This is a genomic window from Saccharibacillus kuerlensis DSM 22868, from assembly GCF_000378145.1.
Lineage (GTDB): Bacteria > Bacillota > Bacilli > Paenibacillales > Paenibacillaceae > Saccharibacillus > Saccharibacillus kuerlensis.
This window is the reverse complement of sequence record NZ_KB899289.1, coordinates 1-15,235: the sequence shown is the minus strand read 5'-3', so window position 1 is coordinate 15,235 and position 15,235 is coordinate 1. Positions and strand designations below refer to the sequence as shown.

At 52.4% G+C, this 15,235-nt stretch carries 11 protein-coding genes and 1 pseudogene; 7 read left to right on the top strand and 5 right to left on the bottom strand.

What is annotated here, in order from left to right:
- Positions 1-3 precede the first annotated feature (3 nt).
- Complete coding sequence (locus F456_RS0113665) at positions 4-282, top strand: DUF2653 family protein (RefSeq protein ID WP_018977609.1); 279 nt, start codon at positions 4-6, stop codon at positions 280-282.
- A gap of 140 nt (positions 283-422) precedes the next feature.
- On the opposite strand, the gene F456_RS0113660 is transcribed toward F456_RS0113665, so the two are convergent.
- From F456_RS0113660 to F456_RS22575, 3 genes and pseudogenes are all read right to left on the bottom strand, one after another.
- Positions 423-743 (bottom strand): hypothetical protein, encoded by a 321-nt coding sequence (locus tag F456_RS0113660; protein ID WP_018977608.1) that lies wholly within the window; start codon positions 741-743, stop codon positions 423-425.
- Between the two features lie 392 nt (positions 744-1,135).
- A pseudogene (locus F456_RS22580) lies at positions 1,136-2,424 on the bottom strand (glycosyl hydrolase 115 family protein).
- Between the two features lie 111 nt (positions 2,425-2,535).
- Positions 2,536-3,255, bottom strand: coding sequence for a rhamnogalacturonan acetylesterase (locus F456_RS22575; protein WP_018977606.1), 720 nt, complete (start codon positions 3,253-3,255; stop codon positions 2,536-2,538).
- Between the two features lie 151 nt (positions 3,256-3,406).
- Between F456_RS22575 and F456_RS0113645 the strand changes: the two genes are divergently transcribed.
- Positions 3,407-4,381 (top strand): AraC family transcriptional regulator, encoded by a 975-nt coding sequence (locus tag F456_RS0113645; protein ID WP_018977605.1) that lies wholly within the window; start codon positions 3,407-3,409, stop codon positions 4,379-4,381.
- On the opposite strand, the gene F456_RS0113640 is transcribed toward F456_RS0113645, so the two are convergent.
- Positions 4,353-7,571: an alpha-mannosidase gene (locus F456_RS0113640; protein ID WP_018977604.1), complete on the bottom strand. Its 3,219-nt coding sequence runs from the start codon at positions 7,569-7,571 to the stop codon at positions 4,353-4,355. The genes F456_RS0113645 and F456_RS0113640 overlap by 29 nt on opposite strands.
- A gap of 175 nt (positions 7,572-7,746) precedes the next feature.
- Entirely contained in the window at positions 7,747-8,826 is a 1,080-nt protein-coding gene (locus tag F456_RS0113635; protein WP_018977603.1) for a LacI family DNA-binding transcriptional regulator, read from the bottom strand.
- A gap of 210 nt (positions 8,827-9,036) precedes the next feature.
- Between F456_RS0113635 and F456_RS0113630 the strand changes: the two genes are divergently transcribed.
- The 5 genes from F456_RS0113630 to F456_RS0113610 all read left to right on the top strand — a co-directional run.
- Complete coding sequence (locus F456_RS0113630) at positions 9,037-10,047, top strand: LacI family DNA-binding transcriptional regulator (protein WP_018977602.1); 1,011 nt, start codon at positions 9,037-9,039, stop codon at positions 10,045-10,047.
- A gap of 229 nt (positions 10,048-10,276) precedes the next feature.
- Positions 10,277-11,701 (top strand): tagaturonate reductase, encoded by a 1,425-nt coding sequence (locus F456_RS0113625; RefSeq protein WP_018977601.1) that lies wholly within the window; start codon positions 10,277-10,279, stop codon positions 11,699-11,701.
- A 14-nt stretch (positions 11,702-11,715) separates the two neighbouring features.
- Complete coding sequence (locus tag F456_RS0113620) at positions 11,716-13,203, top strand: UxaA family hydrolase (protein ID WP_018977600.1); 1,488 nt, start codon at positions 11,716-11,718, stop codon at positions 13,201-13,203.
- Positions 13,200-14,726: a glucuronate isomerase gene (gene uxaC / locus F456_RS0113615; RefSeq protein ID WP_018977599.1), complete on the top strand. Its 1,527-nt coding sequence runs from the start codon at positions 13,200-13,202 to the stop codon at positions 14,724-14,726. The genes F456_RS0113620 and uxaC overlap by 4 nt, the downstream gene beginning before the upstream one ends.
- Before the next feature lie 327 nt (positions 14,727-15,053).
- Positions 15,054-15,235: helix-turn-helix domain-containing protein (locus F456_RS0113610; protein ID WP_018977598.1), on the top strand; the 182-nt coding region annotated here is incomplete at its 3' end.

Below are 15,235 nucleotides of genomic sequence, written 5' to 3'. Positions count from 1 at the left end.
GCCATGCAGCTGACGATGGACGAAATCATCAACGCTGTCTGTATCAACATCGCGGAACGCCGGATGATCCGGCCTACCGAGGTGACGGTCGAGATGCTGTGGGACGAAGATCTCGGCTACAGCGCCCATGTCACGGTACAGGGACGAAGCTGGTACATCAACCAGAACGCGCTGATCGAAGCGATTATCCGTTATCTCGATCAAGAATACCGGATGCGCGTGTTCGCGGATCAGATTACGTTGGATCTTACAGATGAGATTATTGCGCATATTGCGCAGTAATCCTTAAGTCAGTAACTTTTCAGTAAGTTAGAGATTGCTTTAAAAAGAGAACCGGCGGCTGCCGGTTCTCTTTTTTTGAGCTGTCCAAAGTGGAAAGTTGAGCTCTCAGCTGCCGGATGGCTTCAGTTCAGCCTTATCTATCACAGATCGAGCCCCTTTTTCTCCATCTTCACATTCAGTATTACATTTGGCATTTCGATCCGTTTTCTATCATGTTCCGAGTTGTCCGCTGCAAGCGTAATTTCCATCCTATAACTATCGGCAGGAAATAAACGGATCCGCTGCTTACTTTCTCCCGAAAGCTCGATCTCCAATAGGCCATCAGGTCCGTTCTGCACACAGCGTTCAAAAATAGCCTCTACAACTTTCAGATCGCCGTCTGTCCATTCTCCATGAATGCCGACCGTTTGAATTCCTGTAATTCCCTCGTCCCGGCTGTTCGGCACCATATACTGATGCATGAAATCCCGGCTCTTATCGTCGTTCATCTGCTGGAAAAAGAATTGAAAAGGAATCTTCTCGAACTGATTACTCCAGAAAAAAAACCGCCTATCCTGGAAAAGGAAAAGCGGTCCCTATAACATTCGACTACTTCATTGAAGTTGAAAAAAGCGTTTCCTTCAGTCTTCGCGCCAGCTCACCATCCTCCAGCGGCTGCCGATGTGTGTTTTCCAGATAAATATATTTCTCCGTCTCCGGCATCAGGTATTCTTTGTACCATAGGAAGAAGTCGGGACTGTCCCCATGCATGCGCAGCACTTTCGAAGCGTATCAACATTCTGTACAGTACTTGCAATGTTCGTCAACCAGTCTGCTTTGTAAAAACCCTTCTATTTCTCATGTTCTGCGTCCCTTAACGCTTCCAGTCCTTTTTTATAACTCCACAACGACTCCGGTGCCAGTACGAAAGCCTGCGGGTAAGTTGTCTCCGGTACTCCGCATATGCCCGGCACAGCAGATAGAATCCGATGGAACCAGACCTATGCAGCTCACCGTGTATACGAAGCTGGTCTGCCGCCCGCCGTCTGTCCGGTTCATCGAGCTCATCCATCACCTCGTCACATCGCTTCAGCCAAGCATCCCAGCGAGCGGCAGCAGGTTCCAATTTTCGTTCAAACCGCTGAATCCGTTCTGCAAACGTTCCGGTCCCTACCGCCCAATCCAGCCGTCTGTCCGGTTCATGTTCTTTTCCCTGAAGCCAGTGCCCGATGATCTGTCTTGCCGGATGATGATAATACTGCTCGCCCGCTATATCATCGGCATCCGGGCCAGATTTCAAAGCAGCTTCGGCATAACTTTGGTACAATTCAACAAGCCCATCATACCCTGTGGAACGATAATCGGCTGAATAATAATTCATAACGAACTGACGCAAATGAGTTGGCGGATCGATTTGTCCTTCGCTCCAAAGCACGCGCACAATATCCAGTGGATACACATGCAGACGAATATTCCCGCAGTTAAGCAGCAGATAATCGTCTGCGCCGGCGGAAAAAGCCGTTTCCAGCTCTTTCTTCAAAAATTCGGCCGAACCGGTGTACATTGTCAGATGATTGGATGCCTGCAGATCATGGAATGTAATATGGTAATACAGACCGTGAAGACCGTTTTCTGCTGCAGCGGGAAGAGACGGAATCCGCAAATTTTCTTGATCTCTGCGTCTCGATACCATGCAACCATAGCCGTTATCCGCCCATACGCGAATTGTTTCTTCAGGCAGACGCACATGTCCTTCCTTGTACAGCTCGGCAATCTCACCGTAAAGCGCTGCGTAGCAAACCGGGTTCTCCACATATTTCTTGACGAGATCGTACTGCCTTTGCATGACTTTGCCAATCTGTGCTCCACGCTTCTCCGGAGTATCAAATTCCGGATCATCCTCCCAAAAAGGTTTATCCCCATTCCCCGGCAGGACAGTACCCAGATTATATCCAGATCTTTCTGATCCTCGATCGCTTGACGCCACAGCCGCTCATATCGCTCGGGTTCCCAATGATAGCTGCCAGGATGATCGGGAAAAGCTCTTAGAAACATCTCCGCTCCCAACGGCTCGGCGTGATGATGCGTCACTTTCAATCCCATTTCCGACGCTAATCGGTTATGAATGCCATGACGCGGCAGATCTGTCCCCGGAACGACCATGCTGCCGCCGCAGCGCATGAGTGACCTCAGAGGACTGCGCGACTTCTTCCGATAAGCAAATGCGCACACTTCCCTTTAAACAAAAAGCTTCTGCAGCAGAAAAATTTGTATTCAAACTTTTTCCACCGCCTCTCGGAATTCCGCTGACACTTCGGTAAAGCTTCCACCTAATGTTCGCACTCCGATCCGCCGCAGTCCGTCCGCTACCAGTTCCGCCACCGCTTCTGCCCCCTGCTCATTCAGATGAGTATTGTCCTCAATCCCTTCCGGGTAGTTGGGGTGCTCACCCGGAGCAAATTGTGTAAACCATTGTCTAGATTGCCGTTCGCCCATTTCTTTGTAAACGGCGGCGCTGCGGCTTGTCAGATCAATAATCGGAACATTTTCCCGTACGGCTAATGCTTCCATCGCCCGGGGATAATCGCCGTGGGTAGCCAGCAGCAGATTATCCGCGTCGAAATGACGACGACTCAGCGGAGTAATTAGAATCGGCTGAGCGCCTTTCCCCCTCGCTCCGTCGATATAACGCAGCAGACATTCTCTGTAGCTGCTCCAAGGACTCGTATGGCGCTCCGGGTCGTCTTTGGCGTCGTTGTGACCAAACTGAATCAGTAGATAATCGCCTTCTCTAATTGCTTGCAATATACGATCCAGCCTGCCTTCTTCGATAAAGCTTTGACTGCTCCGACCGCAGACCGCTTCGTTGACAACCTTGCTTCCCCCTGGCAAAAAAAGAGGCAGCTTGTTTCCCCATCCCTGCATCGGCGCACGCTCTTCCGGATAATCGGCCATTGTAGAATCGCCTGCCAGATAAAAACTCGTTATCTTCATGCTTTCTTCTCCTCTCGCTCTATCTTTTCTTTTCGACCAGATTACCTTGATACGGACGGATTTTCACCGCATATAAGCGCTTTCTTGACGAATACCCCGCCTTTTTTGTTACACTGGAAGAAATTGTAGAACAAAGACGAGGAGGTTGGCAATGACGCTCCAACAGATTCCCAACGTGCTGAATTACGAAAATGAACATCTTCGAATGGAATTTGACCGTAGAAGCGGACATTACTCGATGAAGGAAAACCATTATCACCGCGATTACGAGCTGTATTATCTGTTCAGCGGCGAACGTCGTTATTTTATCAAAGACAGCGTTTATCGGATTCATGCCGGAGATCTAGTGCTGATCGATTCGAATGAGCTGCACAAGAGCGGCGATTCTGGTGTACCTGATCACGAGCGGGTGGTGCTGTATTTCGCGCCGGAATACTTTCGCGAGTACTCCCTGGAGGAGCGCGAGCTGCTGCTGACTCCATTCACCCAGAGCAGTCCGCTGATTCGGCCCAATCTGCAGGAGCGAATGCGAGCGGAAGAGCTGCTCTGCTCTCTGCTTGCCGAGCTGCACGAACGTCCGCCCGGCTACCGGCTGCACGTTCGTCATATGGCGGGCGAACTGCTGCTGCTTGCGGCCCGCTGCTTCCAGCGCCGCAGCTCCTCTGCACTGCCCGAGCCGACTCCTGTTCAACGCAAAATATCCGAAGTCGTTCGGCATATCAATGCGAATTACGACGAACCGCTAGAACTCGACGAATTGGCAAAACGTTTCTATATCAGCCGCAGCCACCTTAGTCGAGTATTTAAGGACGTGACAGGTTTTAGATTTGCCGAATACGTCAATATTACGCGAGTGAAGGAAGCTCAGCGCCTGCTGCGAGAAACGAGTCACAGCGTAACGAACGTTTCGGAACTTGCCGGTTTCGATAACTTTTCCCACTTCGGCAAAATGTTCAAGCGGCTGTCCGGGATGTCTCCAAGAACTTACCGGAAGCTAAATCACTCTGCAAATACGTCACTGAATATGTCATCGAGTACATCAACAAATACGCTAGCGAGCACGTCATTGAATACGTCAACGACTACGTTACGTTCACTCAATCCGTCAGTCGTACCCGCAGAGTGATGATTTCGTACGGCTTGAACGTGCATACCATTCGTTTTCCAAGTTTGGCGTCTTCAATCGGACGTTCCAGCAGATCGCTCGGCTGCCACGACCGGACACTGTAATCGCTGGAAATCTCCGCCTTTACACGTCGTCCTGTATATTCGTGCATCCTTACGATAATCCCGTCTCCATCCTCCGCCCGCTTGACGGCATCGACAGCCAAACCGGTCGCGTCAATATGAATAAACGATCGATCTTTTCCTGCCGAATAAGCTCCGGAGATCGTATGGAGAGGTTGATTGAGATCCCATGCCTCCTCTACCGTCCGTCCCTCCACCCAATCGTCCGAATGCGGAAGCAGCGAGTACGTAAACAGATGCTCGCCTTGATCGGCATCCCAATCGGGTTCGGTCGCGGATTTGATCAGCGTCAGACGCATGACATTTTCCTTAATATCATAGCCGTACTTGCAGTCGTTGAGCAGACTGACACCGTATCCCCGCTCGGACAGATCCGCCCATTGATGACCGACCGTCTCGAACCGGGCGTAATCCCAGCTCGTATTCCAATGAGTGGGACGCTTTACATTGCCGAACTGAATGTCATACGTCGCTTCGGTAGAACGAATTCCGACCGGGAACGCGACTTTCAGCAGTTGATGATGTTCATGCCAATCGACGCGGGTCTCGAAGTCAATTCGGCGGCTTCCCGCATATACCCGAACATCCTGTACGACGGAAGAATCCATGTAACGCAGCGTCAGACGCAGCACTGCGAATAGTGGACCATTTGCGACTAGCTCCATAGACACAAGTTCCGTGATTTCTCGCATTTTTTCCGTATAATACAGGTCGATATTCCACGCATCGTACTCCAGCGGCTTGTCCTCGAATACCTGCAGTCTGTTCCCACATTCGCCTTCCGCCAGCACGTCTCGCTCCACTTCCCGATCGTAAATTCGGCTGAGCTGCCCACCTGCGGTCCACTCCAATTCGTAGAAAGGCGTAATCAAATGGGTTCCATTCCATGAGAAAGGCAGCTTCGATGAAACGTTCTGAGGATGCGGATTGGAGCGCTCAGCTTGAATAACCGTTGTCCCCAATATCGGCAGAGAAGGTACCTCCACCAACCAATATTGTTCATCGAGTCGCTGGGCGGTTAACAGGCTTCCGTCTGATGCTTTCCAATTTCTTCCCCCACTATCCGGACATTCCACTGCAGCAAGTCCGGTTCTGGAGAAAAAGGCACTGTTGAATACCGTATACTCCTCAGCTTTTTCAGACGATGCATTCGAGTCGGAAAGATTTGAATTGGAAAGATCATGGCGGCTCAACCCAACCAGTTCGGATGCCGCCTGCTGCATACTCTTTCTGCCGATTCTTTCCGCTTCTTCATATTCAAGCCTCGCATCTTCGTATACTTCGCGGATTGCCGAGCCCGGAATAATGTCATGGAACTGATTGCGCAGCAGAATTTTCCATCCTTCCTGCAGTTCGTTCGCCGGATAATGATCAAAGCTCCCTTTTTCCGCGGCCAGCAGCACCTGCATCCATTCCGCTTCGCGGTACAGCAGCTCCAGCTTGCGATTCATCCGTTTAACGTAGGCTTGGCTGGTGTAGGTGCCCCGGTGCGTCTCCAAATACAGCTCGCCGTCCCACTTATGCACGTATTCGTCTGTATTGCGAACGGTCTCGTTCAGGCGCTTGAAATAATCGTCGGCCCGCCCCGGCTTGACGTTGGGGATACCCGGCAGATCGTCGAGGCGGCGGCGCATTTCCAGCATATCGCGCGTCACGCCGCCTCCGCCGTCACCGTATCCGTATGCCAGCAGCAGTTCGCGGTTCAGCCTTTTTTCCCGGTAACCGTCCCAAATTCCTTGTACGGAAAAAGCTTCGATTACGCCGTTGTACGTATAGCCTTCCGAATTTGCACGCGCGGGCGTCGTAATAAAATGGGTCAGTACTTCGCTGCCGTCGATTCCTCTCCAATAAAAAGTATCGTGCGGCATCCGGTTATAGGTGTTCCATCCGATCTTGGTCGTCATGAATGTCTCGATACCGCATTTGCGCAGGATCTGCGGCAGTGCCCAGCTGTATCCAAACACGTCCGGCAGCCATAGATGCGTGCATTCCGTTCCGAATTCTTCGCGGAAAAAGAGCGTTCCCTGCAAGATTTGCCGCACCAGCGATTCTCCGCTTGGCAGATTGCAGTCCGCTTCCAGCCACATGGCTCCGCCGGCTTCCCATCGTCCTTCCTTCACCCGCTCGGCGATCCGTTCGTACAGCTGAGGATAATCGTGACGGATATACTCGTACAGCTGAGGCTGAGTCTGCAAAAAGACATATTCGGGAAACTGCTCCATCAGACGCAGCACGGTGGAAAAAGAACGGGCCGCTTTCTCCCTCGTATGCGTCAGCCTCCACAACCAAGCTACGTCGATGTGCGTGTGTCCTATTGCGGTTACCGTTACAGGATGCTCCCGCTTCATTGCTTTCAACTGCTCACGCAGCTGTGTATTGGCTTCGATAACGCTTGTATAAAAAGACTCGCTGCCAGGCTTCGACCAGTCCAGCAGCCTATAAATGCCCTTCAGCAGCGCCAGCAGCTCCGACTTCAACGCTTCATTGTCCGGCAGCTGCTTGTATACGCCGAGTACGGCACGCGACGTGTAGTATAAGTCATCCGTATCTTCGTCCAGCCAGGCCAGCTCGGCCATACGCAGCCTGTGCTCCTGCGGCAGCGGAAGACCTCCGCCTTCCAGCCCGGACCACAACCGAAATGCCAGTTCCAGCGTATGGCCCGCCGAGTATTCCAGGAACACTTCCTGATGATTGGAGTCGACACCTTGATAAGGATGGCCATTCAAGAAGAGAAGCGATTCAAACCCACTGTTGTAAAAGTCTCCGGTTCGACCAAAGTCGAAACGCCCGACAACCCGGCGCTCCGCCCATTCCGCAGGCACTTCCACCTGACGGTACAGCCAGAGGTAACGGTCCCGGCCGGTCCAATGATCTCCGATTCGGTAAACCTGCGTCTGCAGCCCGTCTTCATTGGCCGATTGATCTTTTCCAAAGACCGGCGGAAAAGTCCCGTTTTCTCCTTTCTCATCCTCCAGCCCCAACCACTCTTCCAGTTGTATGGCATCACGATAGCGATACTTGTCCAGCTCGGTAATACGCGCGGCAAGCTTTTCTTCGGTTTGGAACATGTCGATCTCCTCTCATAACACGTGTTATATTTTAAAAAGAGAAGCGGTCATATGGTTTTTGCCATAAAACCGCTTTTCTCATTTAAGCCTCAATCAACTTCCCTTTAAAGTTCAATATTTAACTTTCGCTGTTCGAAGTTTAAGGTTCTAATTTTAAGATTTGATTTCTTAATATTTAGGCACTCTCTCCGGGTTTCAAAATAGCCGGAAGCCACATCTTCGCCGGACGATCTGTCTCCCCTTCAATCCGGCGCAGCAAAATCTCTACCGCCGCTCTGCCCATATCCGCATACGGAATTTCCATACAGCTTAGCGTCGGTACGCTCAGTCGGTCTCCGTGAATCGTATTGTCCGCAGCCATAACGGGCAGATCTTCGCCGATTTCGAGAGCGAAACGGCGGGCTATACGGTAGAGATCGAGAACAGCGCTCGACCAATTCACAAGTACCGGCCGTGCATGCTGTTCAGCTCTGACTTGCAGCCAATTATCCCAATTCACATGTCCGTTCTGCTGCAGCAGATTGGTTGCATGCGGCTTCAGATTCCGCCTGCTGCACCAATCGAGATAGCCTGTTTTCCGCTGCTGTTCCGCCCAATTGACCTTTCCCCCTAAAGCCGCGCTTTCTATTTCCGCATACTCCGGGGCAATCTTCTGCGCCTGCGTAAGCTCCGGGTACCGCTCTGTCAAGTAATCCAGCGCCGTCTCCATGCTTCCCCGGTAATCGGCATGCACCGACGAAATGCTGTTCTCTTCCGCATACCCTTCTACGGAAACGTAGGGAACTCCGATTCTCCGGACCTCGTCTGCCCAATCGGAATCCGCATAACTGGTATCGTCCAGTGTGACAATGCCGTCGATCTTTCGCTGTCGGTAGAGATCCAGCAGTTTATGCCGCCCTTCACGGTCTTCTTCCCGATTCTCTCCGCTTTTCGGCGAACAGAGCAGCAGATGGTAGCCTTCACGCTCGCCCGCCCGCTGCATTCCTTCGAGCAGCCGTATGAATAGCGGATGCGCTGTGTCACCGAAAGCGGCGATCGTCATGCTGCGTCCTGTTTTCATACTGCGTGCCTGTGCATCCACCTGATAATTCAGCTCCGCAATTGAAGCCAGCACGATTTCCCTTGTCTGTGCGCTTACTCCAATCCCTCGGGTTCCATTTAGAACTGCCGAAACGACACTTCTTGAGACACCGGCATGCTTTGCGACATCTTGACTTGTTACTCTTTTACTGCCCATAGTCGGTTTATTGGTCATAATCAGCACCTCGCGTCGAATATAACACGTGTTATAGCAGCTGTATAGTCCCTTTTTATATCAAAAACAAGGGATCAGACAGCGCCACATGAAGCATCACCAAGGTATTTGTTTGGCCTTTTTCTCTCTTAACGCCTTCCTGTCCGATTGACAAAGACTTCCAACCCTATTATGATGAAAACGTTAACATTTATAACTGGGAGCGAAGCCATGATTACGATCAAAGACATTGCGAGAGCGGCAGGCGTCTCCCACACCACCGTTTCCCGTGCATTGAACGGAAGTTCGCTGATCAAGCCGGGAACGCGGGCGAAGATTGCGAAGATTGCCGCCGACATGAATTATGTACCCAATTATAATGCGAAAAATTTGGTCACCAAGAAATCCAACACGATTGGCTTATTCTTCTCCAGTCTGGAGCAGGGCACGTCTTCGAGCTTTCTGGTTGATGCTTTAAAAGGAATTCGTCAGATGTTAAATGAAAATTACATGCTGACAGTCAGTGGAATCGACGATATGAGCGGTCTCGACAGCATCCATCCGCGCCGCTTCGACGGCATTCTCGTCATGAGCCAGAGCGAGCGGGACAACCGATTTATTTATCACGCCAAGGCGGCCGGCATTCCTCTCGTCGTGCTTAACCGGCAGTTGGATGACCCTTCGATTCCAAACGTTGCTTCGGAAGATCGTAGAGGAGCGCGGGCTGCTGCCCAACATGCCTGTGAGATGGGACACCGCCGGATCGGTATTATCGAGGGACGTTCGGGCTTCAAGTCCGCGGACGAACGCAGGCAAGGATTTATCGACGGCCTGCTGGCGAACAGATTGGCACCGGACATGCGCTTTTTTGTACAGGGAGACTATAGTATCGAAAGCGGCCGCGCTGCCATGGAAAAGCTGCTCTCACTCGAAGATAAGCCTTCCGCGGTATTCTGCTGCAACGACGATATGGCGATCGGCGCCATGAACGCCTGCTTCGACAAGGGAATCCTTATTCCCGAAGATTTATCGCTGATTGGATTCGATGACATGATGTTCGCCGCCTACACCAATCCGCCTCTGACAACGATTCGCAAATCCGTATCAGAGATCGGCCGGGAAGGAACGGAGCTGCTGCTGAAGCTTATGGAACAGCCCGATACTCCGCCGGTACAGCGATTGATCGGCTGCGAACTGGTTCGCCGAAGTTCCGTTTCCAATCTCTCTAACCGCAAAAACTGAAAGGTGCGTCAGCACCTGACATTTTCTGATGGAACGCACTCCGCAGCAAGACTATCCTGGATGGCATCATTTTTCTGAACAGCCGTACTTTTATGCAACTTTTTTAGAGATGAATTTCTCAACTGTAGGCTGTCCTTACCTGCCATTTTCTCACCAACAGAATTTTTCACCCTGAAATGTTCACGTGTGCAAAAAGTTCTTAAAAACCTGTAAAGGAGCGAAAAATAAGATGACTCCTACATTGTCGCGCAGCGCACTGTCCAGCCTTTCTCAACTTGTTCCTTCCGTCTATCCCGAAAAGGTCATCCAATTTGGCAGTGGGAATTTTCTTCGGGCGTTCTTCAATTGGCAGCTGCAGCAGATGAACGACCGGGGATTGTTTGGTGGCAGCGCCGTACTGGTCCAGACGTTCTCCAAGGAAACCAATCCGACATATGCGGAGCAGGATTATTTGTTCACTGTGCTGCTGAACGGCATTCAAGACGGACAGACCGTCGATTCCGTGCAGGTGGTATCCAGTATCAGCCGCCTGGTTAACCCTTATACGGATTATACGGATTATTTGTCACTCGCCGACAACGAAGAACTGACCTTCATCGTGTCCAATACGACTGAAGCCGGTATCGTCTATCGCTCCGAAGATCGGCCAAACGATGTGTCACCGACAGGCTTCCCCGCCAAGCTGACCGCCCTGCTGCATCGCCGTTATACGCTCGGCAAACCGGGTTTTACCGTCATTCCATGCGAATTGATCGAGCGAAGCGGTGAAAAGCTGCTGGAAATTGTACAAAAGCATGCAGACGACTGGGAACTCGGCGAAGAATTCAAACAATGGTTGGACAGGGAAAATACGTTCTGCAGCAGTCTCGTAGACCGGATTGTACCGGGTTTTCCGCAGGGACGCGAACAGGAACTGGAAGCAAAGCTGGGTTACCGCGACAAATTGATGGTTACGGCCGAGCCTTACCTGTTCTGGGCAATCGAAGGTCCTCAGCGCTTGACCGAAGAACTGCCGCTGACCAAAGCCGGACTGAACGTGATCGTCACCTCCGATATGACACCGTATCGCCAGCGCAAAGTACATTTGCTAAACGGTCCGCATACGGCGATGGTGCCGCTCGGTATGCTGGCAGGCTTGGAAACGGTCGAAGACGTGATGAACGACGAGGTCTTTTCCGCCTTTGTTCGCTCCCTGATCGAACAGGAGCTGATTCCAATGCTCGATCTCCCAGCGGACGAGCTGCACAGCTATGCCGAAGCCGTACTTGACCGGTTCCGCAATCCGTCGATCCGGCATGAGCTTCGCTCGATCGCGCTTAACAGCATATCGAAATTCCAAGCGCGCCTGCTGCCGATTCTGCTGCGTTATACCCGTGAACACGGACAGCTGCCGCCCCGGATCACGCTGGCGTTCGCCGCCCTGCTCTACAGCTATTCGGACGAGCGAATTCCGCGGCAGGATGAAGCTTCCGTGCTGGAACTTTTCGACCGCGCTCGCCAAGAACCGGAGTCGTTTACGGAAAATATTTTACAGGAATCGGCACTGTGGGGAAGCGATCTGAACGAAGTACCGGGACTTGCCGCACGGCTGAACGGACATATCCATGAACTTCAAGCTTCCGGTTCGCGTGCTCTGCTGCACCAGCTCGTATAGAGGAGGAATACGGCATGAGAACATTAATGAAAATGAATCCGAGAGACAATGTGGCGGTTGCGCTGCGCCCACTTACAGCCGGAGAGTATCTGGACAGCGAAGGTACCGGAGTACTCAGCCTGCGGGATATTCCGCAGGGTCACAAGATGGCGACCTCTTCTATTCCAAAAGGCGATGTCGTGATGAAATACGGTGCGCCGATCGGCTATGCGGCCGAAGATATCGATGCCGGCGAATGGGTCCATACGCATAATATCAAGACGACGCTGGCCGGCGAAGAACAGTATCGCTATACGCCTGAACTGCATCCGGTCGTCCATCCTAACCGAGGATTGACCTTTGACGGTTACAGACGGCGCAGCGGTAAAGTCGGGATTCGCAATGATCTGTTTCTCGTACCGACAGTCGGCTGCGTCAACGGCATTGCCGAGCAGATGGTCACCGAATTCAAAGCTCTCTATCCCGACCTGGGCACCTTCGACAATGTAACGGTGCTCAAGCATCCTTACGGCTGCTCGCAGCTCGGCGACGATCACCGCATGACCCGCGATATTCTGATGGATGCGGTGCATCATCCGAACGCGGGCGGGGTATTGGTATTCGGGCTGGGCTGCGAGAATAACATTGTCGCCGACTTCAAGGAGAAGCTGGGTGATTTCGATGAGTCGCGCGTCAAATTTCTAATTGCGCAGGAAGTCGGCGATGAGATCGAAGCAGGCCTTGCACTTCTTGAAGAACTGTATGAAGCCGCACTTGACGACCAACGTGAGCCGGTGCCGCTGAGCGAACTGAATGTCGGACTAAAATGCGGCGGCTCCGACGGCTTCTCCGGTATTACTGCCAATCCGCTGCTCGGCGCATTCTCCGACTTTCTGATCAGCCAGGGAGGCAGCACAATCCTGACCGAAGTGCCGGAAATGTTCGGTGCCGAGAAGATGCTCATGGCCCGCGCCGAAAACGAAGAAGTGTTCCAAAAGATCGTCTGGCTGATCAATGACTTCAAACAGTACTTTCTTTCGCACGGTGAAGCCGTCTACGAAAATCCGTCGCCGGGCAACAAAGCGGGCGGTATCAGCACGCTGGAGGACAAGTCGCTGGGCTGCACGCAGAAAGCCGGTACATCGGCCGTTGTCGACGTGCTGAAATACGGGGAGAAACTTCGCCGCAAAGGTCTCAGCCTGCTGCAGGCGCCGGGCAATGATCTGGTCGCTTCGTCCGCACTGGCTGCCGCCGACTGTCAGCTTGTCCTGTTCACAACAGGACGCGGCACCCCGTTCGGCAGCTTCGTGCCTACCGTGAAGATCGCGACCAACAACGAATTGTTTGCCAAAAAAGGACACTGGATGGATTTCAATGCCGGTCCCCTGCTGGAGCGGCCGATGGAGGAATTGCTGGAATCGTTTATCCATTATCTAATCGAAGTCGCCAGCGGCCGTCCGACACGCAACGAGCAGAATCAGGTGCGGGAACTGGCTATTTTTAAAACGGGGGTAACGCTATGAATTCGAAAATGAATGAAACGAATGAAACGCAATCGGCAGTCAGTACAGGTATGGGCACAGGTATGCAGGATACGGGTTCGGGATCATCGGCTGCGCAAACCGGCTCGGCGTCTGCAAACAGCAGCGGATTCTTAAACGACCATTTCCTGCTGTCCACGGATACGGCAAGACGTCTGTTCCACGAACATGCCAAAGATATGCCGATTATCGATTATCACTGCCATCTGGACCCGAAAGAAATTTATGAAGATCGTCCCTTTGCCAATCTGACAGAAGCTTGGCTGTATGGCGATCATTACAAATGGCGGTTGATTCGGGCCAACGGAATCGACGAAGAACGGATTACCGGCTCGGCATCCGATTACGACCGGTTCCTGGCTTGGGCGGAGACCGTTCCGAAGACAGTCGGCAACCCGCTCTACAGCTGGACTCATCTGGAACTGCGGCGCTTTTTCGATATCGATACGCCTTTAAACGTTCAGACGGCGCCGGGAATCTGGGAACGCGCCAACGAGCGGCTGAAAGAACCGGAATTCACCCGCCGCTCTCTGATTGCAAATTCGAACGTCAAGATCCTCTGCACGACCGACGATCCGGCCGACGATTTGGAGTATCACCGTCTGCTGGCAGAAGAAGAACAGCGCTTTGCGGTACTGCCGACTTTCCGTCCGGATAAAGCGCTCAATATCGACGCCCCGGGCTTCGCCGACTGGATTGGGAGACTTGAGCAGACCTGCGGGCGTTCCGCCTCATCGTTCGACGAACTGATCGGCATGCTGAAGGAGCGGGTACTTTTCTTCAACGAGCGGGGCTGCCGGTTATCCGACCATGCACTTGATACACTCAAATATGAAAAATCCGATATGGAGGAAATCGAGCGGATTTATGCCAAACGCCGTACCGGCCAAGCCTTGTCCGGAGTAGAGGTCACCCGCTACCGGACCGAACTGCTGACCCGCCTGATCGCCATGTATACAGAGCAGGGTTGGACGATGCAGCTTCATCTTCACGCATACCGAAATAACAATACGCCAATGTTCCGCAAACTCGGCCCGGACACCGGCTATGATGCCCTGAACGATCTACCGCTGACTCAGCCGCTCTCGCAGCTGCTGGACCGCGCCGAGAGTGAATCGGGGCTGCCAAAGACGATTCTCTACTCGCTTAATCCCGGCGACTACCCGGCGCTGCTGGCGCTGATGGGCTGCTACCAGCGGGATATTCCCGGCAAAATGCAGCTCGGTTCCGGATGGTGGTACAATGACACGCGTGACGGCATGCGCCGCCAGATTACGCTGCTTGCTGACAACGGCCTGCTGCCGCGGTTTGTCGGTATGCTGACGGATTCACGCAGCTTCCTCTCCTATACGCGTCACGAGTATTTCCGCCGCGTGCTGTGCGAATGGTTCGGCGAGCTTGCCCAGCGAGGCGAAGCGCCGGACGATGTGGAAATGCTCGGAGGAATCGTGGAAGATATCGCTTATGGAAATGCGGCTTCTTATTTTGGATTTGGCCGGGCTTGAGCGGCTGAGCTTGATTTGGCTGAATCTGGGAGAAAGCAAGTCCTGTTCGTGTAGAAGGCCGAGGGGCTCCGGGATCATTTCGTTTCGGTCGCGTGTTGCAATCGGGAAGCAGGATGAGATTAAGACGGAAGCTTCCCGATTGCAAAGGCGAACGTTATCACTCCTGCACTGAAATGATCCCTCTGCTTATCAGCCTTCTCAAAAAACTGTACCTGAAAGATCTCCCAAAAAAAGCCGTGCGCAATGGTATTATCCCCTCAAGGTAGACAGTGAAAAAAGACCTCATGGTAAAATGAGATCAACACTGAAGACCGGAGGGGATTTTTTATGGCTAAAAAAGGACAAACGTTCAAGCGATACGAGGAAGAAACCAAACGGGAAGCCGTGAGGTTGAGAACCGAAGAAGGCTGGAGCTATCCCCAAATCATGGAGAAGCTGAACATCGCAAATAAATCCCAGATTCAACGGTGGGTTGAGAAAAGTAAGACGGGGGAAGGCTTTGCCGACCA